Genomic DNA, 22,246 nt, shown 5'->3' with positions numbered 1-22,246 from the left:
TCACGCCCTGTCCGCGACGCGTTCGCCGAGCAGGCCCTGTGGCCTGAACAGCAGTACGAGGATGAGGAGACAGAAGGCCCAGACGTTGGCCCAGCCGGATCCGCCGAGCTGCTGCATGCCGGGGATGTGGTTGATGTAGGCGGAGGCGAGGGTTTCGGCGACGCCGAGGACGACTCCGCCGAGCATGGCGCCGTAGATGTTGCCGATGCCGCCCATGACGGCCGCGGTGAAGGCCTTGAGGCCCATCAGGAAGCCCATGCGGTAGCCGATGTTGCCGTACTTCAGGCCGTAGGAGACGGCTGCTACGGCGGCGAAGAAGCCGCCGATGGCGAACGCGATGACGATGATCCGGTTGGTGTCGATGCCCATGAGCTGGGAGGTGTCCGGGTCCTGGGCGGTGGCCTGCATGGCGCGGCCGGTGCGGCTCTTGCGGACGAACCAGGCGAGGCCGGACATGCAGACGATGGCGGCGATGACCAGGAAGATGTCGGCGTCGGTGATGGTGATGGAGCCGAGGTCGTGGGTGCCGTCGAGGCTGGGGAAGGAGCGGTCCTTGTCGGCGCCCGGGTAGAAGTTCCGGACGACTTCCTGGAGGGCGAGTGAGAGGCCGATGGCGGTGATGAGGGGTGCCAGTCGTGGTGCTTGCCGCAGGGGGCGATAGGCGAATCGTTCGGCCCCTACCGCGACGAGGACGGAGACGATTCCGCCGCCGATCAGCATGAGCGGTACGGCCACCACCATCGAGGTGCCGTCGGGCAGGATGTAGGCGTAGACCGTGAGGGCGCCGAAGGCCCCGGTCATGAAGATCTCGCCGTGCGCGAAGTTGATGAGCTGGACGATGCCGTACACCATCGTGTAGCCGATGGCGATCAGCCCGTACATCGAGCCTAGGAGCAGCCCGTTGGCCAGCTGCTGCGGCAGGGTGTTCACCGCGTGGCCTCCATTGTCGCTGGGGTCGTGTGCACAGATCGCGTGCCTGGGGGTGGGGGTGTGACAACGGGCCGCGCGGTCGGGATCCTCCTTCCGCGCGGCCCGTGGTGCGGTGGTGCTGGAGCTGAGGTCAGCTGCCGTTGAAGGTGCCGGTCTTCACGGCCTTCCAGGCGCCGTTGGTGACCTGGTAGACGGTGAGCTGCTTGTTGGTGGTGTCGCCGTACTGGTCGAAGGCGACCTTGCCGGAGATGCCCTCGAAGTCGGACTTCTGGACGGCGTCGACGACCTTGGAGCGGAGGTCGCTGCTGGCGGGGAGCTTGTCGCCGTTGGCGTCCTTGACGGCCTTCACTGCCTTGATGATGGCGGTGGCGGCGTCGTAGGCGTAGGCACCGTAGGCGCCGTAGTCACCCTTGTAGCCCTTGGCCTTGTAGGTCGCGATGAACTGCTTGGCGGCGGGCAGGGTGTCGGCGGGGACGCCGACGGAGGTGGCGAGGTCGCCCTCGGCGGCCTTGCCGGCGGTCTGGATGTAGGTGGTGGCGAACATGCCGTCACCGCCGAACAGCGGGATCTTGACGCCGGCGCCCTTGAGCTGCTTGGTGATCTTCTCCGACTCGTCGTACTGGCCGCCGTAGTAGAGCAGGTCGGCGCCGGAGTTCTTGATCTTGGTGACGAGCGAGCTGAAGTCGGTGTCGCCGGTGTTGACGTGGTCGGTGCCCGCGATGGAGCCGCCGAGCTTCTTGAAGGCGCTGTTGAAGATCCCGGCCAGGCCGGCGCCGTAGGTCTGCTTGTCGTCGACGACGAAGGCCTTCTTCTTCTTGAGGCCGTTGTACGCGTAGTCGGCGGCGAACGCACCCTGGAGGGCGTCGGTGGTGGCGGTGCGGAAGTACGTCTTGTACGGCCGCGTCTTGGTGGTGGCCCAGTCCTTGCCCTGGGTCAGGGCCGGGTTGGTGTTCGACGGGGAGATCTCGACCATGTTGGCCGAGGCGAACACCTGCTGCATCGACTGGGCGACGCCGGAGTTCAGCGGGCCGACCGCGCCGACGACGTTGCTGTCGCCGGTGAAGGCGGTGGCGTTGGACTGGCCGGTGGCGGGCTGCGCCTTGTCGTCCAGGGCCTTGATCTTGAACTTGACGCCCGGGACCCAGTTGTTCTTGTTGGCGTCGTCGATGGCGATCTGGACGCCGTACTGGATGCCGAGGCCGGTGGTGGAGTTCTCACCGGACAGGGGAGCGTCGACGCCGATGGTCAGGGTGGTGGACCCACTGTCACTCTTGCTGCCGCTGTCCCGGGAGCCGCAGGCGGTGAGGGTCAGAGCTCCGGTGGTGAGTACGGAGGTAAGAATCACCAGAGAACGCTGTCGCACAATCTGTCCTTTCCGCAGGCACAGTCGCCCGGGTGGGGGCGGAGGGTGCTGCGCTGGTACCGAACTCCCGATGGAGCGGTGACTGGCCGTGACTCTAAGCCCGGTCTGTAGGCATGGGCATCGTCGTGCGCTGGCTTGTGACTTTCTTGTTATGACGTGCCGGTTGGAGGGCTTCGCGGAAGGTGGGTCTCAGCCGGTTTGGCGGAATTCAGCCGAGGTCCACATTTTGAGAACCTGCACTTCCGCTTGGCCGTGGGCCTGGCCTGGCGTTTGTCGTACTGCAGGCCCTGTGGAGGAGCTGGGAAAGGTCCTTGGAGTAGGAGGCGCCGAAGATGAAACTGTGGCGTTGTATTGCGCGCGTGTTACGCAGCGTTACGTCCAGAAAGGCGAGGTCCGCATTCAGGGGCAGTCCCGAACAGTCGGAAACCGAAATCTCCACGGTGACGCGGCGGGTCGCTCCGGTGTGCACGGTGAAGGACGGTTCCGGGACGGCCTCGGCGGTGAGTCCGTCGAAGGCGGCGCCGGTGACGCGCAGGGTGACGGGGGGTCCGCTGTCCACGGTGACCGCGAAGCGGAAGAAACCGGTCGTGGTGGGGGAGTCGGTGGTCTGGGCGAGTCCGACATAGCGCCACTCGGTGATGTTCGCGGGCCATGGAGTGGGTGGTTGCGGGTCGCTCTGCCGGGAGGTGTGGACGGGCGGCAGGAGGACGGCTCCGACGCCCAGGGCGGCGACCGCGCCCGCTGCGAGCGCGGCTCTGCGGGTGCGCGGCGACAGGGTGTGCCAACGGTCCGTCAGATGGGGCGGATCGCCGCCGATGACTTCGTAACTCCCGTTCGCCTCCGGCGAGTCGACGGATTCGACGGGCCCGATACCGCTCATGCCGGCAGCCTCATGGGAAAACGGTAGGGGAGTGGACGGGGGTGCGGAAGACGGGGTTCGGCCCACCGTCCGGATCGGCCGCCGGACCGATGGACCGCGGGTGGTCAGATCGCGGCGCGCTCGGGGATCGCGTCGCCCGGGTTCAGGTCCCGCAGCAGACAGGTCAGCCGCGCGCTGCACACCCGTCGCCCCTCCTCGTCACTGATCACGATCTCGTACGTCGCCGTCGAGCGGCCCCGGTGCAGGGGGGTGGCCACGCCGGTGACCAGGCCGGAGCGGGCGCCGCGGTGGTGGGTGCAGTTCAGGTCGACGCCGACGGCTATCTTCGAGCTGCCGCCGTGCAGCATCGAGCCGATGGAGCCGAGGGTCTCGGCGAGCACGGCGGACGCGCCGCCGTGCAGCAGCCCGTACGGCTGGGTGTTCCCTTCGACCGGCAGCGTCCCGACGACACGCTCGGCGGACGCCTCCAGGATCTCCAGCCCCATGCGCGAGCCCAGGTATCCGGCGGAGAAGAGTGCGGGCAGGTCGACGCCGAGCGCGGCGTACTCGTCGACGACCTCTTGCGGGAACTGCACCTGCTGCTGCTCGCCCATGGGGCCCGACTCCGTTCGTCGTGATCACTGTTACGGCTACTGAGCAAACGCTCAGTCGGTCGCCGATTGTTCCAGACGTACGACGACGGACTTGCTGGCCGGGGTGTTGCTGGTGTCGGCGGTGGCGTCCAGCGGGACCAGGACGTTGGTCTCGGGGTAGTAGGCGGCTGCGCAGCCCCGCGCGGTCGGGTAGTGCACCACCCGGAAGCCGGGCGCCCGCCGCTCCACGCCGTCCTTCCACTCGCCGACCAGATCGACGTACGACCCGTCGGCGATGCCGAGCCGGGCCGCGTCGTCGGGGTGGACCATGACGACCCGGCGGCCGTTCTTGATGCCCCGGTAGCGGTCGTCGAGGCCGTAGATCGTGGTGTTGTACTGGTCGTGCGAGCGCAGCGTCTGCAACAGCAGGCGCCCTTCGGGGAGTTCGGGGTATTCGACGGGCGCGGCGGTGAAGTTGGCCTTGCCGGTGGCCGTCGGGAAGCGGCGTTCGTCGCGCGGGGCGTGCGGGAGGGCGAAGCCGCCGGGGTGGGCGACCCGCTCGTTGAAGTCCTGGAAGCCGGGGATCACGCGCGCGATGCGGTCGCGGATCGTCCCGTAGTCCTTCTCGAACTCCTCCCACGGGGTGCGGGACTCGGCGCCGAGGACGCGGCGGGCGAGGCGGCACACGATGGCCGGCTCGGACAGCAGATGGGCGCCGGCGGGCTCCAGCCGGCCGCGCGAGGCGTGCACCATGCCCATCGAGTCCTCGACGGTCACGAACTGCTCGCCGCCGCCCTGGAGATCGCGCTCGGTACGGCCCAGGCAGGGCAGGATCAGGGCACGCGCGCCCGTGACGGCGTGCGAGCGGTTCAGCTTCGTCGACACGTGCACGGTGAGGCTGGCGCGCCGCATGGCCGCCTCGGTGACCTCGGTGTCGGGGGAGGCGGACACGAAGTTGCCGCCCATCGCGAAGAACACCTTCGCGTCGCCGTCGCGCAGGGCGCGGATCGCGGCGACCACGTCGTAGCCGTGCTCGCGCGGCGGGGCGAAGCCGAACTCCTTCTCCAGGGCGTCCAGGAAGGCGGGCGCGGGGCGCTCGAAGATGCCCATGGTGCGGTCGCCCTGCACATTGCTGTGGCCGCGCACCGGGCACACGCCGGCGCCCGGGCGGCCGATGTTGCCGCGCAGCAGAAGGAAGTTGACGACCTCGCGGATGGTCGGCACGGCGTGCTTGTGCTGGGTGAGGCCCATCGCCCAGCACACGATGGTGCGTTCGGAGGCGAGCACCATGGCCAGGGCCTTCTCGATCTCCGGGCGGGTCAGCCCGGTCGCGAGCAGCGTCTCGTCCCAGTCGGCGTCCCGCGCGGCGGCGGCGAACTCCTCGTAGCCGTGCGTGTGTTCGTCGACGAAGGCCTGGTCGACGGCGCCCTCGGTCTCGAGGATCAGCTTGTTCAGGAGGCGGAAGAGGGCCTGGTCGCCGCCGATGCGGATCTGGAGGAACAGGTCGGTGAGGGCGGCGCCCTTGAGCATGCCCTGCGGGGTCTGCGGGTTCTTGAACTTCTCCAGGCCCGCCTCGGGCAGCGGGTTGACGCTGATGATCTTCGCGCCGTTGGCCTTGGCCTTCTCCAGGGCGGAGAGCATGCGCGGGTGGTTGGTGCCCGGGTTCTGGCCGGCGACGACGATCAGGTCGGCCTGGTAGAGGTCCTCCAGCAGGACGCTGCCCTTGCCGATGCCGATCGTCTCGTTCAGCGCGGAACCCGACGACTCGTGGCACATGTTCGAGCAGTCCGGCAGGTTGTTGGTGCCGAGCTCCCGCGCGAACAACTGGTACAGGAACGCGGCCTCGTTGCTGGTGCGGCCCGAGGTGTAGAACAGCGCCTCGTCGGGCGAGCCGAGGGCGGCGATCTCCTCCGCGACGATGTCGAACGCCCGCTCCCAGGTGACCGGTTCGTAGCGGTCGGCCCCTTCGGGGAGATACATGGGGTGCGTGAGACGGCCCTGCTGGCCCAGCCAGTAGCCGCTGCGGGTCGCGAGATCGGCCACCGGATGGGCGGCGAAGAACTCGGGCGTCACCCGGCGCAGGGTGGCCTCCTCCGCGACCGCCTTCGCGCCGTTCTCGCAGAACTCCGCCGCGTGCCGGTGGTCCGGCTCCGGCCAGGCGCAGCCCGGGCAGTCGAAGCCGTTCTTCTGATTCACCCGCAGCAGCGTCAGCGCGGTGCGCTTCACGCCCATCTGCTGCTGGGCGATGCGCAGCGTGTGCCCGATCGCCGGAAGTCCGGCCGCGGCATGCTTCGGCTCGGTGACCTGCGGCGCGTCCTGGACCGGATCGCCCTTGGGCGGCTTCGTGGCCATCGCGGGCCCTCCTTCGCTGGCACGTGTGCACTACATCTCCGATCCTCGCACGCGGCAGTGACAACGCCGAGGTCGGTTCGTGGGCTCAATGGTTTCGGCCTGTGTGCGGGGCGAGGTGTGGGGCGGGGTGGGCTTGTCCGGTTCCTCGCTGCGGCTTCCTCGCTGCGGCGGGTGGCGGCGGTCGGTCCGATCCGCCAGGTGGTGGGCTGGGGAGCGTTCGTCCGGGTCTCCCGCGGCGATGGTGACCTCGCACGCGTGCGTGGCCTTCCGCGCGGCCACGGGGACCGATTCCCGTGCACCGTCGCCGCGATGCGACGGGCCACACTGCCCGCGCCCTGCGCGGGCTTTCTCCGTCACCGCGGTCTCCGCCCGCGGGCGGCGCCGGATCGTCCGCCGCTTGCGCTGCCGCGGCGGCGACTCCCGCCGTCTCTCCCATGCCCCTCGCCCGACCTTGGTTCATCTCGGCCACGGCCTCCGACGCGGCGACCGTGACCCCGACTGTCAGTGGGGCGTGGCAGGATCGGGGTCGTGGCAGAGACAGCATCGAAGAAGACCGACAAGACCTCCGGCGGAGACCGTCCACGGCTGATGCTGATGGACGGGCACTCGCTGGCCTACCGCGCGTTCTTCGCGCTGCCCGCGGAGAACTTCACGACCGCGACGGGCCAGCCGACGAACGCGATCTACGGCTTCGCGTCGATGCTGGCCAACACCCTGCGCGACGAGGCGCCCACGCACTTCGCGGTGGCCTTCGACGTGTCCCGCAAGACCTGGCGCTCCGAGGAGTTCACCGAGTACAAGGCGAACCGCTCCAAGACCCCGGACGAGTTCAAGGGCCAGGTCGAGCTGATCGGCGAGCTGCTCGACGCGATGCACGTCTCCCGGTTCGCGGTCGACGGCTTCGAGGCCGACGACGTCATCGCCACGCTCGCCACCCAGGCCGAGGCCGAGGGCTTCGACGTGCTGATCGTCACCGGAGACCGGGACTCCTTCCAGCTGGTGTCCGACCACACCACGGTGCTGTACCCGACGAAGGGCGTCTCCGAGCTGACCCGGTTCACTCCGGAGAAGGTCGTCGAGAAGTACGGGTTGACGCCCGCCCAGTACCCCGACTTCGCGGCCCTGCGCGGCGACCCGTCCGACAACCTCCCCGGCATCCCCGGTGTCGGCGAGAAGACCGCCGCGAAGTGGATCAACCAGTTCGGTTCGTTCGCCGACCTGGTCGAGCGCGTCGACGAGGTCAAGGGCAAGGCCGGGCAGAACCTCCGCGACCACCTGGACGCGGTCAAGCTCAACCGCCGCCTGACCGAGATGGTCAAGGACGTCGAGCTGCCCAAGACGGTCGTCGATCTGGAGCGCGCTCCGTACGACCGCACGGCCGTCGCGATGGTTCTCGACACCCTGGAGATCCGCAACCCCTCGCTGCGCGAGCGCCTGCTGGCCGTCGACCCGGGCGCAGAGGAGGCCGACGCGACCCCGCCCGCCGAGAGCGGTGTCGCGGTCGACGGCTCGGTCCTCGCCACCGGCGAACTGCCCGGCTGGCTCGCCGACTACGGCACCGAGCCCCTCGGCGTCGCCACCGTCGACACCTGGGCGCTCGGCTCGGGTTCGGTGACCGAGGTCGCGCTCGCCACCGCGGGCGGAGCGGCCGCCTGGTTCGACCCGGCCGAGCTGGACGAGAGCGACGAGAACGCGTTCGCGGCCTGGCTGGCCGACGCAGACCGCCCCAAGGTGTTCCACAACGCCAAGGGCGCGATGCGGGTCTTCGCCGAGCACGGCTGGACCATCAACGGCATCACCATGGACACCGCGCTCGCCGCCTACCTCGTCAAGCCCGGCCGCCGCTCCTTCGACCTGGACGCGCTGTCCCTGGAGTACCTCGGCCGCGAGCTGGCCCCCGCCGCCACGGCCGACGGCCAGCTGGCCTTCGGCGCGGACGACGGCGCCGAGGCGGACGCCCTGATGGTGCAGGCCCGCGCGATCCTCGACCTGGGAGACGCCTTCGGGGAGCGCCTCCAGGAGGTCGGCGCGGCGGACCTCCTGCGGGACATGGAGCTGCCCACCTCGATCCTGCTGGCCCGCCTGGAGCGGTACGGCATCGCGGCCGACAAGGCCCACCTCGAAGCCATGGAGCAGATGTTCGCCGGTGCCGTCCAGCAGGCGGTGAAGGAGGCGCACGCGGCGGCCGGACACGAGTTCAACCTCGGCTCGCCCAAGCAGCTCCAGGAAGTCCTCTTCGGCGAACTCGGCCTGCCCAAGACCAAGAAGACGAAGACCGGCTACACCACCGACGCCGACGCCCTGGCCTGGCTCGCCAACCAGACCGAGAACGAACTGCCGGTCATCATGCTCCGCCACCGCGAACAGGCGAAGCTGCGCGTCACCGTCGAGGGCCTGATCAAGACGATCGCGACGGACGGCCGTATCCACACCACGTTCAACCAGACCGTCGCCGCGACGGGACGTCTGTCGTCGACGGACCCGAACCTGCAGAACATCCCGGTCCGCACGGACGAGGGCAGGGCGATCCGCAGGGGCTTCGTGGTCGGTGAGGGCTTCGAGTCCCTCATGACCGCGGACTACAGTCAGATCGAACTCCGTGTGATGGCCCATCTCTCCGAGGACGAGGGCCTGTTGGAGGCGTTCACCTCAGGCGAGGACCTGCACACCACGGTCGCCTCCCAGGTGTTCTCCGTCGAGGGCTCCAAGGTCGACGCGGAGATGCGCCGCAAGATCAAGGCGATGTCGTACGGCCTCGCCTACGGGCTCTCCGCCTTCGGCCTCTCCCAGCAGCTGAACATCGACGCGGGCGAGGCACGGGTCCTGATGGACACCTACTTCGAGCGCTTCGGCGGCGTACGGGACTATCTGCGCCGCGCGGTCGACGAGGCACGCGCCACGGGCTACACGGCAACCCTCTTCGGGCGCCGCCGCTACCTCCCCGACCTCAACAGCGACAACCGTCAACGCCGCGAGGCCGCCGAGCGCATGGCGCTCAACGCGCCGATCCAGGGCACCGCGGCGGACATCGTCAAGATGGCCATGCTCAAGGTCGACACCGCCCTGCGCGAGGCCGGCCTCAAGTCCCGCATGCTCCTCCAGGTCCACGACGAAATCGTCCTGGAGATCGCCCCCGGCGAACGAGCGGCCACGGAGGAACTGGTCCGCCACGAGATGGCGGGCGCGGTGCATCTCCGGGCGCCGCTCGACGTCTCGGTGGGTGTGGGCCCGGACTGGGAGTCGGCGGCGCACTAGCCGGCGGTGGTGCGGCGGAGGGGCGAGCCTTTCGACCGAGGTTGCCTCGACTCTCCGCCGCAACGGAGCGCACCCACCACGGTGCATCTCGGCGGTGCCGAACCCACCTCACCCCTCCCCGGCAACAGAAACTCCCCGCACGACCCCCGCCCAACCCCCGGAGGGCCCGTCACCCGCGTGGCCCCCGCGGAGGCGCCCCCCGCGCCCGGTGACCGTAAGGATGCGGGCATGGGTATACGCATGCTCCATCGCCGGTCGGGCCGGGCGCGGACCCGGATACAGGCAGCGGGCGCCGCTGCCGCCCAGGTCACGCCCCGCCCGCCGGTCCCGGCCCTCGCCGCCGGCGCAAGCACCGCCCGCATCCCCGCCGACCTCGCCATGGCCGTCCGGCACACGGCCGCAGGACTCCGGCACCGCCTCACGTCCCGGGACGACACGGCCGTGGACCCCCGAGAGCAGGCCAGACACCCGCAGGGGCCGGCCACCACCCCCACCGGCACCCCCGTGTGGCGGCTCTGGGCCGAGCTGGGCCGCGGCTACCTGGACCTCGTGCTCACCCTGCTCCCGAGGTCACGCTCCGTGCACACCATGACGGTGTTCATCGCGACCCCGCCGGACGGCTCCGCTCCGCGCTGACCCCGTCGGGTACCCCGGAGGTCGCCGGGCGCCACACACGGACGCCCACGGCGTACAGCAGCACGCCCAGGACCAGCCCGGCCCCCGCCCCGAAGCACAGGGTCGGGATCAGGTCCCAGGCGCTCGCCGTCGACCCCCAGTACGCCCACCAGTGCGAGGCCCGTTCCACCGCCGCCATCAGTGCGCAGCCACCGATCACCGCCCCGGCCGCCCACCGGTCCCGTACCGACAGTACGGGCACCCCGACCGGCGCGGTGGCCGGAACCCGTCGTAGCGCACGCACCAGGAACGCGGCGATCAGCAGCGCGCCGACGGCCGAACTGCCGTACTGGAGAGCCGAGAACAGCGGTCGGCCGCCCACCGTGCGGTCGAGGACGGGGAACAGCCGGACGCCCCACCGGTCGTGGTGCGTGAACGCGTCCCACACGACATGGGTCAGGCCGCCGACGACCGCGGAGACGTACCACCACGCGGCCGGTGACGGGGTGGCACGCGCGCGTGGCGTGCCGCAGCGCAGGAGGGTCGCCGTTCGCGGTTGTCGGGCGCGCGGCAGCAGGGCCACCAGGGGTTCGCGCAGCAGGAGCCAGAGGGCGACCGCGGTCCAGGTGATGAGGACGTCGACCGTGAAGACGCCCGGGAAGGAGTGCGTGACGTTCCCGAACTCCATCGCCCCGGGGACCGCGCTCGCCGCGTAGTAGGTCATGTCGGGGGCGAAGGAGCCCGCCACCAGCACCGCCGGTACCAGCCGGCCGCGGCCCCTGCCGTCGCCGCGCACGGCGGGCAGTACGGCGGCGGCATGACTCAAAGTGAACGGCAACAGGGGCTCCCCGTAGGAGTCATCGGCATATGGCCAGGTGGTGAATAACGGTCACCAACGGGTGCCCGTGCAAAGCAAGTTGTCGTAGGGTCGCCTGGGCCCCCACGCGGGGCCCACGGGCGGGCGGAGACGGAGAACAAGTACACACCATCCGATAACCACCACGAGGGCAACCTGCGGGGCGGCTCGACCGTCACAACAGGCGCAGAGGCAACAGACAAGGACGGGCGCTCGGGCGTCCCTGGGAGGGGTTCACTCCATGACGGCGCATTTCGGCAGGCGGTTGCGCAAGGGTGCGGCGACGACAGCGGTGGCCGCGGCAGCGGTCGCGGCACTGTCCGCTTCCCAGGCTCCGGCGGCGACCGGCGGCCACAGAACGCTCCCCGCCGGCCGGTCCGCGCTCGACGGGAGTGACGGAACCACTGGTAGCAGCGCCACCGGAGACTCGCCGTACTACACGGACCTCCCGCCGCTGAGCAGCCCGAACCCCAGCACGAGCGCCAGCCAGTCGCCGTCCATAGGGACCCCGGTCTCGGTGGGCGAGGCCGAGGCGGGCATCCCCGCGACCGTCCTCGACGCCTACAAGAAGGCCGAGGCCGAACTCGCCACCTCCAAGCCGGGCTGCAATCTGCCCTGGCAACTCCTCGCCGCCATCGGCAAGGTGGAGTCGGGCCAGGCGCGCGGCGGCCAGGTCGACGCGAACGGCACCACGACCTCCAAGATCCTCGGCCCCGCGCTCGACGGCAACGGCTTCGCGCTCATCAGGGACACCGACAACGGCAAGTACGACGGCAACAGCGAGTACGACCAGGCCGTCGGGCCCATGCAGTTCATCCCGTCCACCTGGGCGTGGGCGGGCCGTGACGGCAACGGCGACGGGGTCAAGGACCCCAACAACGTCTACGACGCCGCGCTCGCCGCCGGCCACTACCTGTGCCGCAACAACTGGAACCTGTCGACCGACGCGGGCCTGCGCAGCGCGATCCTCAGCTACAACAACTCGACGGACTACCTGAACACGGTCCTGTCGTGGCTGGAGTACTACCGCAAGGGCACCCACTCGGTCCCGGACGGCACGGGCACCCTGCCCTCCGGCCGCAGCGACGACGGCTCCGGAGCCAACCCCTCGCCCTCGACCTCGACTCCGGCCACCTCGACGCCGAGCCCGAGTCCGAGCAAGCCCGGCGACACCACCAGCCCCAGTCCTTCCACGCCGGCGACCCCGACGCCCACGCCGACGCCGACCCCCACCGACACGGTGGCCAAGCTGGCGGACGCGGGCACGGCGAAGCTCACCGCTACGGCGGGCGACGCGTTCACCAAGAAGATCAGCACCCGCGCCCAGGACTCGGCCGGCAAGGGCGTCGCCAAGGTCAGGATCCGGTTCACCATCGTCGGCACCACGGACGCCACGTTCGCGGGCGGCGAGAAGGTCGCCCAGGCCGTCACCAACGCCTCCGGTGTGGCCGTCGCCCCGGCCCTGCAGGCCGGCGAGACCACCGGTGACTTCACCGTCCGCGCCACACTGCTGGGCCGTACGATCACCGCTCTCGACTACACGGCGAGCGTCACGCCCCGCGTCGCCGACACCCTCGCCCGCACCAGCACCACCGCGCTGACCTGCACCCCCGGCGGCGAGTTCGCCGACCAGGTCGAGGTGAAGGCCACCTACGGCGGCGCCGTCGCCGACAAGGTCGCGGCCACCGCGACCCTCATCAAGGCGGCCGACGACGCCACCGAGAACGACAAGGGCCCCTACTTCAAGGACGCCGACGGCAAGACCGTCCGTACCCTCACCGGCCTGGCCACGGACGCCGACGGCCTCCTGAAGCTGCCGAAGCTGTACGCGGACGACACCACCGGCACCTTCCTGCTCCGCATCACCACCACGGGCGGCGCGACCCTCACGGTCGAACTGACCGTGGCCGCGGCGACCGACACCTCCTCGCCCAGCCCGAGCGCCTCGGCCGACCCGAGCCCGTCGGCCTCGCCGAGCGCGTAGCCCGGCCGCGCGACCGTACGACAAGGGCGCCCCTCCGCTCCGGCGGGCGGGCGCCCTCGCCGTGTCCGGCCTTCGTGTCTGTGCAACGTGTTCTCATCTCGCCCGCGCGTTGCTACGGTGCCCGACCTGACGACCTATCAGTTCCTGTCCGTCGGGAGGCCCGTCATGCGTGCCCTGATCGCCGCCGCGACCGGACTCGTGCTCGCCTTCGCGCTGGTCCTGACCATCACCGCGATGGGCTCACCGATGGGGAAGACCTCCCCGAAACCGCTGCTGACGACGGTGCCCGCGCACCCGTAAACGATTGCGCAAGCGTTTAACTCCTTGGTAGGGAGGCCGAGTTGCGCCGCAAGGCCAGCCTGATCCTGCTCGCCCTCGCCGTGTTCTTCACGGCGCTGTCCCCGCTGCTGCGCTGGTACGCCTTCCCGCGCCTGGCCAAGATCCCGGCGAACCAGTACCAGGACATGGTCCTGGAAGCGAAGAACGCCACCCTCCTCGACTACGGCACCATGCAGGCCAAGACGGTCCCCAAGGTCACCATCGTGCAGACCCTCAAGGGCAACGTCGAGGCCGCCAAGAAGATCGACAGGACCGCCGGCCGGGACGTCGTCGTCTGGGACGGCCTGTCCTACGTCCAGGGCCCCGACGGCAAGATGGTCTCCTCGATCCCCGAGCGCTACATCTTCGACGCGCACACCCAGGACCCCGTCCACGCCACCGGCGAGATGGTCGACGGCGACCCGGTGAAGCGGGACGGCATCGAGTTCAAGTGGCCGTTCCTGACCCAGAAACGGGACTACGAGTACTTCGACGCGCAGACCCGCACCACCAACCCCATCCACTACAAGGGCACCCAGAACTTCCGCGGCGTCAAGGTCTACTACTTCGAGCAGACCATCCCCTGGACCAAGGTCCCCTTCCCGAAGACGATGCCGGTCAAGGGCATCACCCCGGAGTCCGTCGCCAAGACCGGCACCACCCGCTGGTACACCACGATCCGCAAATTCTGGGTCGAACCCGTCACCGGGGCACCGGTCTACGGCGAGGAGATCCACAAGGAGGAACTGCGCGGCGGCACCCTCCTGGGCGGTCGCGCGAAGGTGACGGCGTTCGCCGGTGACGTGAAGATGCGCGAGGACTACATCAAGCACACCGTCGCCCTGGTGAAGTCCAACCGCACCCTCGTCCTGCTGATGGTCTCCTACCTCCCCTGGGGCTTCCTGAGCCTCGGCCTCCTCCTGCTGGCCCTCTCGCTCTACCTGGAGGCCCGCAGCAGGCGCCCCGGCGACCCCGCCCCCACCGAGGTCCAGGAACCGGAACCCGTCACCGCCTGAGCCGCGCGTTGGTGAACCGCGTGGCCTCGGCGGTCGCCGGGTCCTCGGGCCACGGATGCTTCGGGTACCGCCCGCGCAACTCGGCCCGCACGCCCTTGTAGCCGTCCTTCCAGAAGGAGGCCAGATCGGCGGTCACGGCGGCGGGCCGCCCGGCCGGGGACAACAGATGCACGAGCACCGGCACCCCGGCGACCTTCGGCGACTCGTGGAGCCCGAACATCTCCTGCAACTTCACGGCGAGGACGGGCTGTTCGGGGTTCCCGTAGTCGATCCGGATTCTGGATCCACTCGGCACGGCAAACCGCTCCGGAGCCAGCTCGTCGAGCCGCCCGGCATCCCCCGAGGCCCACGGCAGCAACCTCTGGAGCGCCTGGCCGGCCTCGATCCGCCCCAGATCACTCCGCCGCCGCGCCCGCCCCAACTCGGGCTCCAACCAATCGTCCACGCGCGCGTGCAGCGCCTCGTCGGACACGTCCGGCCACAGCGCCCCGACGTTCAGCCGCAGGAACGCCAGCCGCTGCCGCAGCACTTGGGCATCCGCCGACCACCGCAACAGCCCGAACCCCTCCTGCCGCAGCCCTTCGACCAGCGCATCGCGTACGGCAACGGGGTCGGGGTCCTTGAGCGGCCGTACCGCCAGCTCGACCGCCCCCAGCCGCTCGACGCGCCGGGCCACGACGTCGCCGCCGGCCCAGTGCACCTCGTCCACCTCGCTGAGCAGCGCCCCGGCCGCGAACCGGGCGACGTCCTCGTCGACGACGGCCCCGAGCTGCACGCGCGCGTGCCCTTTGCCAATGGGGCGGTCGGCCGCGGCGATGGCGATCCAGGGGGCGCCGCGAAGGGGGCTGCTGTCGCGGAGTTCGGCGCGGGTGCCGGAGACGAGGAGATAGGAACCGCTGTCGGCCTTGGCGACACGTTCGGGGTAGGCGAGGGCGGCGACGAGGCCTACCAGGGCGTCGTCGCTGTCGTGACGGGTGGCCGGTCGGGAAATCTCCGCCCCCACGGCCCGCAGCCGCCGAACCTCCGTACGCCACCGCCCGGAGTAGGCGTCACCCCCACGCCGAGCAAGCCGCAAGGCCCCGGCAAGATCATCGCCGTACTCCCGCGGAGCCTCCTCACTGAGCAGCGCGACAACCTCGGCTCCAGCCGCGCCCGTGTCCAACAGCGCCCGCCCCAACCGGGGATGCAACCCCAGCCGAGCCAACTGCCCACCTCGAGACGTGGCACGCCCACCCGAGTCGACCGCACCCACGGCGGTCAGCACATCCCGCGCCGCCGCCATCGCCCCGGCAGGCGGCGCGTCGAGCAACGCCAGCCCGGACGCCCCAGGATCGCCCCAGCAGGCCGCCTGGAGCGCGAACGCGGTCAGGTCGGCCACCTTGATCTCCGGCGCCGGAAAACGCGGCAGACGCGCGTCCTCGGCCTCCGCCCAGCACCGGTACACCGCCCCCGGTGCCTCGCGCCCGGCCCGCCCCGCCCGCTGCCGCCCGGCCGCCTGCGAGGCCCGTACCGTCGCGAGCGCGCTCAGCCCGCGCGCGTGATCGACCCGCGGCTCGCGCGCCAGCCCGGAGTCCACGACCACCCGCACACCGGGAACCGTCAGCGAGGACTCCGCCACGGACGTGGCCAGCACCACCCGCCGCCGCGCTCCGGGAGAAAGCACCGCGTCCTGTACGGCGGCCGGCGCCCGCCCGTGCACCTGGAGCACCTCGACGTCACCGAGGTTCCCCAACTGCCCGGCGACACGGGCGATCTCGCCGACCCCGGGCAGGAAACACAGCACATCCCCGTCCCGCTCGGCCAGCGCCCGCCGCACCACCGACGCCACGTGCGTGAGCAGGGCCGGGTCCACGCGCATCCCGTGCGGCGGCCGTACCGGCCGTACCGGAGGCGTCCACACGACCTCCACCGGGTACGCGACACCCTCCGCCTCTACAACGGGTGCCCCGCCCAACAGCCGGGCCCAGCCCTGCGCATCGGTGGTCGCGGACGCCGCGAGGAGACGCAACTCGGGCCGCAGCGCCTCCCGTACGTCGACCAGGAAGGCGGCCACGGTGTCGGCGTCCAGGTGCCGTTCGTGGCACTCGTCCAGGACCACGGCGTCGACGCCCGTCAACTCCTGGTCCCGCTGCAGGCGTTGGAGCAGCACTCCGGTCGTGACGACCTCCACGCGCGCGTGCCGTCCCACGACCCGCTCGCCGCGCACGGTGTAGCCGACGCTCTCCCCGACCTTCTCACCCAGCAGCCACGCCATCCGCCGGGCCGCCGCCCGCGCCGCGATCCGCCGCGGCTCGGCGACGACCACCCGCCGCGCGGGCCTCTCGTTCCCCTTGCCCAGCAGCCCGGCCAGCGCGAGCGGCACCAGCGTCGTCTTGCCGGTGCCGGGTGGCGCCACGAGGACCGCGGCCCCGCCCGCCTCCAGGGCGGCGTCGAGTCCGGGCAGGGCACTGCGGACGGGCAGCGCGTCGAGGGCGTCGTAGCGGATCACGCCCCCAGTGTCGTACGGCTTCCGGAACGACCTGTACGCGCGCGTGCCCGCGTTCTGTTCAGTCCCGCCCGCGGTCGCGTTCGCAGACGTAGATGGCCGTTCCCGGGATCAGGTTGCCGCGCAGGGGCGACCAGCCGCCCCACTCGGCGGTGTTCCAGGACGGCCACTCCGGCTCGACCAGGTCCACCAGGCGCAGGCCCGACGCCACGATGTCGCGGATGCGGTCGCCGAGGGTGCGGTGGTGCTCGACGTAGACCGCGCGGCCGTCGTCGTCCTGCTCGACGTACGGAGTGCGGTCGAAGTAGGAGGCGGAGACCGTGAGTCCCTCGGGGCCCGGCTCGTCGGGGAACGCCCAGCGGATCGGGTGCGTGGCCGAGAAGACGAACCGGCCGCCGGGCCGCAGCACCCGGTGCACCTCGCGCAGCACCAGGGCGGGGTCGGCGACGAACGGCAGCGCCCCGTACGCCGAGCACGCGAGGTCGAACGACGCGTCCGCGAAGGGCAGCGCGCCGGCGTCGGCGCACACCAGAGGGAACGATCCGCCGATCCGCAGCGCGTGCTGGAGCTGGCGGTGCGAGAGGTCCAGGGCCACCGGACGGGCGCCCTGGGCGGCCAGCCAGCGCGAGCACTGGGCCGCGCCGGCGCCGATCTCCAGGACGTCCTTGCCCTTCAGCTCCTCGGGCGGGCCGAGGAGTTCCGCCTCCACCTCGTCGAGGCCCTCGGGGCCCCACACGAACCGGTCGTCGCCGAGGAACGTGCCGTGCTCGACCTGGTAGTCGTCCGCGTTCCGGTCCCACCAGCCGCGGTTGGCGCGGGAACTCTCGGTGACGTCGGCGTCACGTCGGGTGGCTTCCGGTTCGAACGTATCGGGCTCTTGGATGATCGGCTCCCTCGTCGTACTCTTCCGTCACCTCTACGGTGCGGCTGCCCCGGTGGCGTCACTGAAGGGGTGTGTCAGGCCTGCGTGGCCTCGCGGGACACGTTTTGTGCCGGGTATGCGGCGATCCGCCCCGGGTGTGCGCCTTCGCGCATTGACCCTGCCTGGCTGCCCCCGTATGCTACAAGTTGCGCTGCGGGCCTGCGCACCTCAGACGTAGCAGGTTGCGCTCGCATCTGTATGTATGTCCCCTCGGTTTTCGAGGCGCCACCGGACACCTGGTGTTCCGGATCGGCGCTTCCTTGGCTGTCCGGCCTTCTGCAGAGCGAAGCGAAAAAGGCTCTCGGCGTGAGCAGTACCTACGACTTCAATGTCCGTACCGGAGCCCTTTCCCACATGACGAGCAGCACCGAGACCACCGCCACCACCCCGCAGGTAGCGGTCAACGACATCGGTAACGAGGAAGCCTTCCTCGCCGCGATCGACGAGACGATCAAGTACTTCAACGACGGCGACATCGTCGACGGCGTCATCGTGAAGGTCGACCGGGACGAGGTCCTGCTCGACATCGGTTACAAGACCGAAGGTGTCATCCCGAGCCGCGAGCTCTCGATCAAGCACGACGTCGACCCGAACGAGGTCGTCAAGGTCGGCGACGAGATCGAAGCCCTTGTTCTCCAGAAGGAGGACAAGGAAGGCCGCCTGATCCTCTCGAAGAAGCGCGCCCAGTACGAGCGCGCCTGGGGCACCATCGAGAAGATCAAGGAAGAGGACGGCATCGTCACCGGTACCGTCATCGAGGTCGTCAAGGGTGGTCTCATCCTCGACATCGGCCTCCGTGGCTTCCTGCCGGCTTCTCTCGTCGAGATGCGCCGTGTCCGCGACCTCCAGCCCTACGTGGGCAAGGAGCTCGAGGCCAAGATCATCGAGCTGGACAAGAACCGCAACAACGTGGTCCTGTCCCGCCGTGCCTGGCTGGAGCAGACCCAGTCCGAGGTCCGCCAGACCTTCCTCACGACCCTCCAGAAGGGTCAGGTCCGCTCCGGCGTGGTCTCCTCGATCGTCAACTTCGGTGCCTTCGTGGACCTGGGTGGCGTCGACGGTCTGGTCCACGTCTCCGAGCTGTCCTGGAAGCACATCGACCACCCCTCCGAGGTTGTCGAGGTCGGCCAGGAAGTCACCGTCGAGGTCCTCGACGTCGACATGGACCGCGAGCGCGTCTCCCTGTCGCTGAAGGCGACCCAGGAAGACCCGTGGCAGCAGTTCGCCCGCACCCACCAGATCGGCCAGGTCGTGCCCGGCAAGGTCACGAAGCTGGTTCCGTTCGGTGCGTTCGTCCGCGTGGACGAGGGCATCGAGGGTCTGGTGCACATCTCCGAGCTGGCCGAGCGCCACGTGGAGATCCCGGAGCAGGTCGTCCAGGTCAACGACGAGATCTTCGTCAAGGTCATCGACATCGACCTCGAGCGTCGCCGGATCTCGCTGTCCCTGAAGCAGGCCAACGAGTCCTTCGGTGCCGACCCGGCCTCGGTCGAGTTCGACCCGACGCTCTACGGCATGGCCGCGTCGTACGACGACCAGGGCAACTACATCTACCCCGAGGGCTTCGACCCCGAGACCAACGACTGGCTCGAGGGCTACGAGACCCAGCGGGAGGCGTGGGAGCACCAGTACGCCGAGGCGCAGCAGCGCTTCGAGCAGCACCAGGCGCAGGTCATCAAGTCCCGCGAGGCCGACGCCCAGGCGGCGGCCGAGGGCGTCGACACCCCGGGTGCGGCTCCGGCCGCTGCCGGTGGCGGCGGTTCGTACTCCTCCGAGGGTGCGGACACCTCCGGTGCGCTGGCGTCGGACGAGGCGCTCGCTGCCCTGCGTGAGAAGCTGGCCGGCGGCCAGAGCTGATCACCTGAGCAGTAGCTCTTGAACTGAGGGACCGTACCTTTCGGGGTGCGGTCCCTCAGCCGTTTCCCCGGGCTTGCAGAAACTTGCGGGATACATCAGTAACTGCCGTGCCGTAACCGGCCGTTGGCACGCTTCCCCGGTCATTCATGATCGGAGAGGGGAGCCGGACCATGGCAAGCAACCAGAGCCGACGTGCTTTTCTGCGGAACGTCGGCCTCACAGGCGGCGCGGGCACGATGTTCGCCACCATGGGGGCCCTCGGGCTCGCCCCCACCGCGCAGGCCGCCCAGCGCGAGCAGCCCTTCCGTGCCCTGAGCGCGAGCGACTTCACGCTCACCGGACGCGGCGCGGCCAAGGTCGTCATCGTCGGCGGTGGCATCGCCGGACTGGCCACGGCGTACGAACTGGGCAAGGCCGGCTACGACTGTACGATCCTGGAGGCCAGGGACCGTACCGGAGGCCGCAACTTCACCGTGCGCGGCGGCGACACGACGACCGACCTCTACGGCAACCGGCAGACCGCCCGCTTCGCCGACGGGCACTACATGAACTGCGGCCCCGCGCGGATCCCGCAGTGGATGGTCACCCTCGACTACTGCCGTGAACTCGGCGTCCCCATCCAGGTGTTCACCAACGTCAACGCGGACGCGTACATCTACAACGAGTCCGCCGGCATGACCAAGCCCGAGCGCTACCGCACCGCCAAGGCCGATGTCTACGGCTATGTCTCGGAGTTGCTCGCCAAGGCCACCGACAAGGGCGCCCTGGACAAGGAGTTGACCACCAGCGACCAGGAGCGGCTGGTCGAGTTCCTCAAGGACTGGGGCGAGCTGGGCGACACGCTGAAGTACACGGGCGGTGAGCGGCGCGGGTACACGACCGTACCGGCCGCCGCGGGCACCCCTGGAGTGCTTCTGGGTGACGTACCCACCGCCTCCGATGTCCTCGCCAGCGGTGTCGGCCGCTACTTCTCCTTCGAATTCGGCTTCGACCAGGCCATGTTGATGTTCCAGCCCGTCGGCGGCATGGACCAGATCCCGAAGGCGCTGACCCGGGCGATCGGCGCCCATCGCATCCGTACCGGAGCGGTCGTCTCGAAAATCACCGACAAGGGGAGCGGTGTTTCGGTCACCTACACCCAGGGAGGCCGTACGAGGGTCGTCGAGGCCGACTACTGCGTCGGCGCCCTGCCGCCCAACATCCTCGCCAAGATCCCGCACAACCTCGGCACCGGCGTCCAGACCGCCCTTGAGGCGATCACCCCGTCGTCCGCCGCGAAGATCGGCCTGGAGTACAAGTCCCGTTGGTGGGAACTCGATCACCGCATCTACGGCGGCATCACCGAGACCGACCAGGACGTCACCCACATCTGGCACCCTTCGTACGGCTTCCACGGTGAGCGGGGCGTCCTCATCGGGTACTACAACTACGACGACAACGCGGACTCGTACGCGAAGCTCACCCCGAAGGGGCGTGAGGAGCGGGCGGTGGCCGCGGGCGTGAAGATCTACGGGGAGAAGTACCGCAGCGAACTGGCATCGTCCTTCTCCCACCACTGGCGTCAGACACCCCACCTGGAGGCCGCGTGGCACGACACCCCCGGCGGCCCCGACGACGCCCGCTACAAGCCGCTCAACGAACCCACGGGACGCGTCTACTTCGCCGGCGACTGGCTCAGCTACACCGACGCCTGGCAGCACGGCGCGTTCTCCTCCGCCCGCAAGGCCGTGACCGCGCTCCACGCGCGCGTGCTGTCCTCGTGACGTGGGCGTCCTCCTGGTGACACGGGGGAGCGGCGCATGAAAAGCCCGTAAGAGGTGCCTGATCAGGGGCATGGGTGGGAATGCCCATGCCCTGCAGGGCGTTGTGCAGTACGAACACGAGGAGGAGCGGTCACAGTGCTTGATCCGCAGGGTTTGTACGCATGGGAGCCGAAGGGCCTGGCCGTCGTCGACATGGCGCTCGCACAGGAGTCGGCCGGTCTTGTCATGCTCTACCACTTCGACGGATACATCGACGCGGGCGAGACGGGCGACCAAATCGTCGAACGACTGCTCGACTCGCTGCCCCACCAGGTCGTGGCCAGATTCGACCACGACCGGCTCGTGGACTACCGCGCCCGCCGTCCGCTGCTCACCTTCAAGCGCGACCGGTGGACCGACTACGAGGAGCCCACCCTCGACGTACGGCTGGTCCAGGACGCCACCGGAGCGCCCTTCCTGCTGCTCTCCGGCCCCGAGCCGGACGTGGAGTGGGAGCGCTTCGCCCTGGCCGTCCAGCAGATCGTGGAGCGCCTCGGCGTCCGCCTGTCGGTGAACTTCCACGGCATCCCCATGGGCGTCCCGCACACCCGCCCGGTGGGCCTGACCCCGCACGGCAACCGCACCGACCTCGTCCCGGGCCACCGCAGCCCCTTCGACGAGGCACAGGTCCCCGGCAGCGCCGAGGCGCTCGTCGAGTACCGCCTCATGGAGGCCGGCCACGACGTCCTGGGCGTCGCCGCGCACGTCCCGCACTACATCGCCCGCTCCCCGTACCCGGACGCGGCTCTGACCGTCCTGGAGGGCATCACGGCGGGCACCGGACTGGTCCTGCCGGGCATCGCGCACTCCCTGCGCACCGAGGCCCACCGCACGCAGACCGAGATCGACCGCCAGATCCAGGAGGGCGACGAGGAACTCGTGGCGCTCGTCCAGGGCCTCGAGCACCAGTACGACGCCGCCGCGGGCGCCGAGAGCCGCGGCAACATGCTCGCCGAGCCGGTCGAGATCCCGTCCGCGGACGAGATCGGGCAGGAGTTCGAGCGCTTCCTGGCGGAGCGCGAGGGCGACAGCTGACCGG

16 protein-coding genes are annotated in these 22,246 nt (G+C 70.1%); 8 read left to right on the top strand and 8 right to left on the bottom strand.

All coding sequences use genetic code 11. The features are described 5' to 3' along the window. The 5 genes from SSP08S_RS11080 to SSP08S_RS11060 form a co-directional block, all read right to left on the bottom strand. Positions 1-930 carry a branched-chain amino acid ABC transporter permease gene (locus tag SSP08S_RS11080; RefSeq protein WP_019067659.1) on the bottom strand — a complete coding sequence of 310 codons (930 nt, stop codon included), beginning with the start codon at positions 928-930 and terminating at the stop codon, positions 1-3. Positions 931-1,060: 130 nt separating this feature from the next. After that, a complete protein-coding gene (locus SSP08S_RS11075) occupies positions 1,061-2,278 on the bottom strand; it encodes a branched-chain amino acid ABC transporter substrate-binding protein (RefSeq protein WP_026178384.1) in 1,218 nt (405 codons plus the stop codon). A gap of 223 nt (positions 2,279-2,501) precedes the next feature. Beyond that, positions 2,502-3,173, bottom strand: a complete 672-nt coding sequence (locus SSP08S_RS11070) for a hypothetical protein (protein ID WP_019067657.1) — start codon at positions 3,171-3,173, stop codon at positions 2,502-2,504. 104 nt (positions 3,174-3,277) lie between these two features. Further along, positions 3,278-3,766, bottom strand: coding sequence for a PaaI family thioesterase (locus SSP08S_RS11065; protein ID WP_019067656.1), 489 nt, complete (start codon positions 3,764-3,766; stop codon positions 3,278-3,280). A 51-nt stretch (positions 3,767-3,817) separates the two neighbouring features. Continuing rightward, the gene (locus SSP08S_RS11060; protein WP_019067655.1) at positions 3,818-6,097 is read right to left on the bottom strand and encodes an FdhF/YdeP family oxidoreductase; all 2,280 of its coding nucleotides are present in this window, start codon (positions 6,095-6,097) and stop codon (positions 3,818-3,820) included. Between the two features lie 528 nt (positions 6,098-6,625). Between SSP08S_RS11060 and polA the strand changes: the two genes are divergently transcribed. After that, a complete protein-coding gene (gene polA, locus SSP08S_RS11055) occupies positions 6,626-9,352 on the top strand; it encodes a DNA polymerase I (RefSeq protein ID WP_019067654.1) in 2,727 nt (908 codons plus the stop codon). 228 nt (positions 9,353-9,580) lie between these two features. Next, complete coding sequence (locus SSP08S_RS11050; RefSeq protein ID WP_019067653.1) at positions 9,581-9,988, top strand: hypothetical protein; 408 nt, start codon at positions 9,581-9,583, stop codon at positions 9,986-9,988. On the opposite strand, the gene SSP08S_RS11045 is transcribed toward SSP08S_RS11050, so the two are convergent. Beyond that, on the bottom strand, positions 9,951-10,805 hold the full coding sequence (locus SSP08S_RS11045; RefSeq protein ID WP_019067652.1) for a DUF4184 family protein: 855 nt from the start codon (positions 10,803-10,805) through the stop codon (positions 9,951-9,953). The two genes, SSP08S_RS11050 and SSP08S_RS11045, sit on opposite strands and share 38 nt — an antisense overlap. 259 nt (positions 10,806-11,064) lie before the next feature. On the opposite strand from SSP08S_RS11045, the gene SSP08S_RS11040 reads away from it, so the two are divergent. The 3 genes from SSP08S_RS11040 (at position 11,065) to pgfA (ending at position 14,141) form a co-directional block, all read left to right on the top strand. Then, positions 11,065-12,807 carry a lytic transglycosylase domain-containing protein gene (locus tag SSP08S_RS11040; protein WP_026178383.1) on the top strand — a complete coding sequence of 581 codons (1,743 nt, stop codon included), beginning with the start codon at positions 11,065-11,067 and terminating at the stop codon, positions 12,805-12,807. Between the two features lie 165 nt (positions 12,808-12,972). Further along, positions 12,973-13,107: an SPW_0924 family protein gene (locus SSP08S_RS55160; protein WP_106437209.1), complete on the top strand. Its 135-nt coding sequence runs from the start codon at positions 12,973-12,975 to the stop codon at positions 13,105-13,107. A 41-nt stretch (positions 13,108-13,148) separates the two neighbouring features. Next, positions 13,149-14,141: a cell envelope lipid trafficking protein PgfA gene (gene pgfA / locus SSP08S_RS11030; RefSeq protein ID WP_019067648.1), complete on the top strand. Its 993-nt coding sequence runs from the start codon at positions 13,149-13,151 to the stop codon at positions 14,139-14,141. On the opposite strand, the gene hrpB is transcribed toward pgfA, so the two are convergent. Both hrpB and SSP08S_RS11020 read right to left on the bottom strand, forming a co-directional pair. After that, positions 14,131-16,629, bottom strand: coding sequence for an ATP-dependent helicase HrpB (hrpB, locus tag SSP08S_RS11025; RefSeq protein WP_019067647.1), 2,499 nt, complete (start codon positions 16,627-16,629; stop codon positions 14,131-14,133). The two genes, pgfA and hrpB, sit on opposite strands and share 11 nt — an antisense overlap. Before the next feature lie 58 nt (positions 16,630-16,687). Beyond that, a complete protein-coding gene (locus SSP08S_RS11020) occupies positions 16,688-17,509 on the bottom strand; it encodes a class I SAM-dependent methyltransferase (protein ID WP_026178382.1) in 822 nt (273 codons plus the stop codon). 393 nt (positions 17,510-17,902) lie between these two features. On the opposite strand from SSP08S_RS11020, the gene rpsA reads away from it, so the two are divergent. The 3 genes from rpsA (at position 17,903) to SSP08S_RS11000 (ending at position 22,242) form a co-directional block, all read left to right on the top strand. Continuing rightward, the gene (gene rpsA / locus SSP08S_RS11015) at positions 17,903-19,405 is read left to right on the top strand and encodes a 30S ribosomal protein S1 (protein WP_019067645.1); all 1,503 of its coding nucleotides are present in this window, start codon (positions 17,903-17,905) and stop codon (positions 19,403-19,405) included. A 236-nt stretch (positions 19,406-19,641) separates the two neighbouring features. After that, positions 19,642-21,168, top strand: a complete 1,527-nt coding sequence (locus SSP08S_RS11005) for a flavin monoamine oxidase family protein (RefSeq protein WP_019067644.1) — start codon at positions 19,642-19,644, stop codon at positions 21,166-21,168. A gap of 135 nt (positions 21,169-21,303) precedes the next feature. Next, on the top strand, positions 21,304-22,242 hold the full coding sequence (locus tag SSP08S_RS11000) for a PAC2 family protein (RefSeq protein ID WP_026178381.1): 939 nt from the start codon (positions 21,304-21,306) through the stop codon (positions 22,240-22,242). Positions 22,243-22,246 lie beyond the last annotated feature (4 nt).

The sequence above is a fragment of the Streptomyces hokutonensis genome (assembly GCF_000376565.1).
GTDB lineage: Bacteria > Actinomycetota > Actinomycetes > Streptomycetales > Streptomycetaceae > Streptomyces > Streptomyces hokutonensis.
Note: the sequence above shows the minus strand (reverse complement) of the source record. Positions and strands in the feature narration are given on the sequence as shown.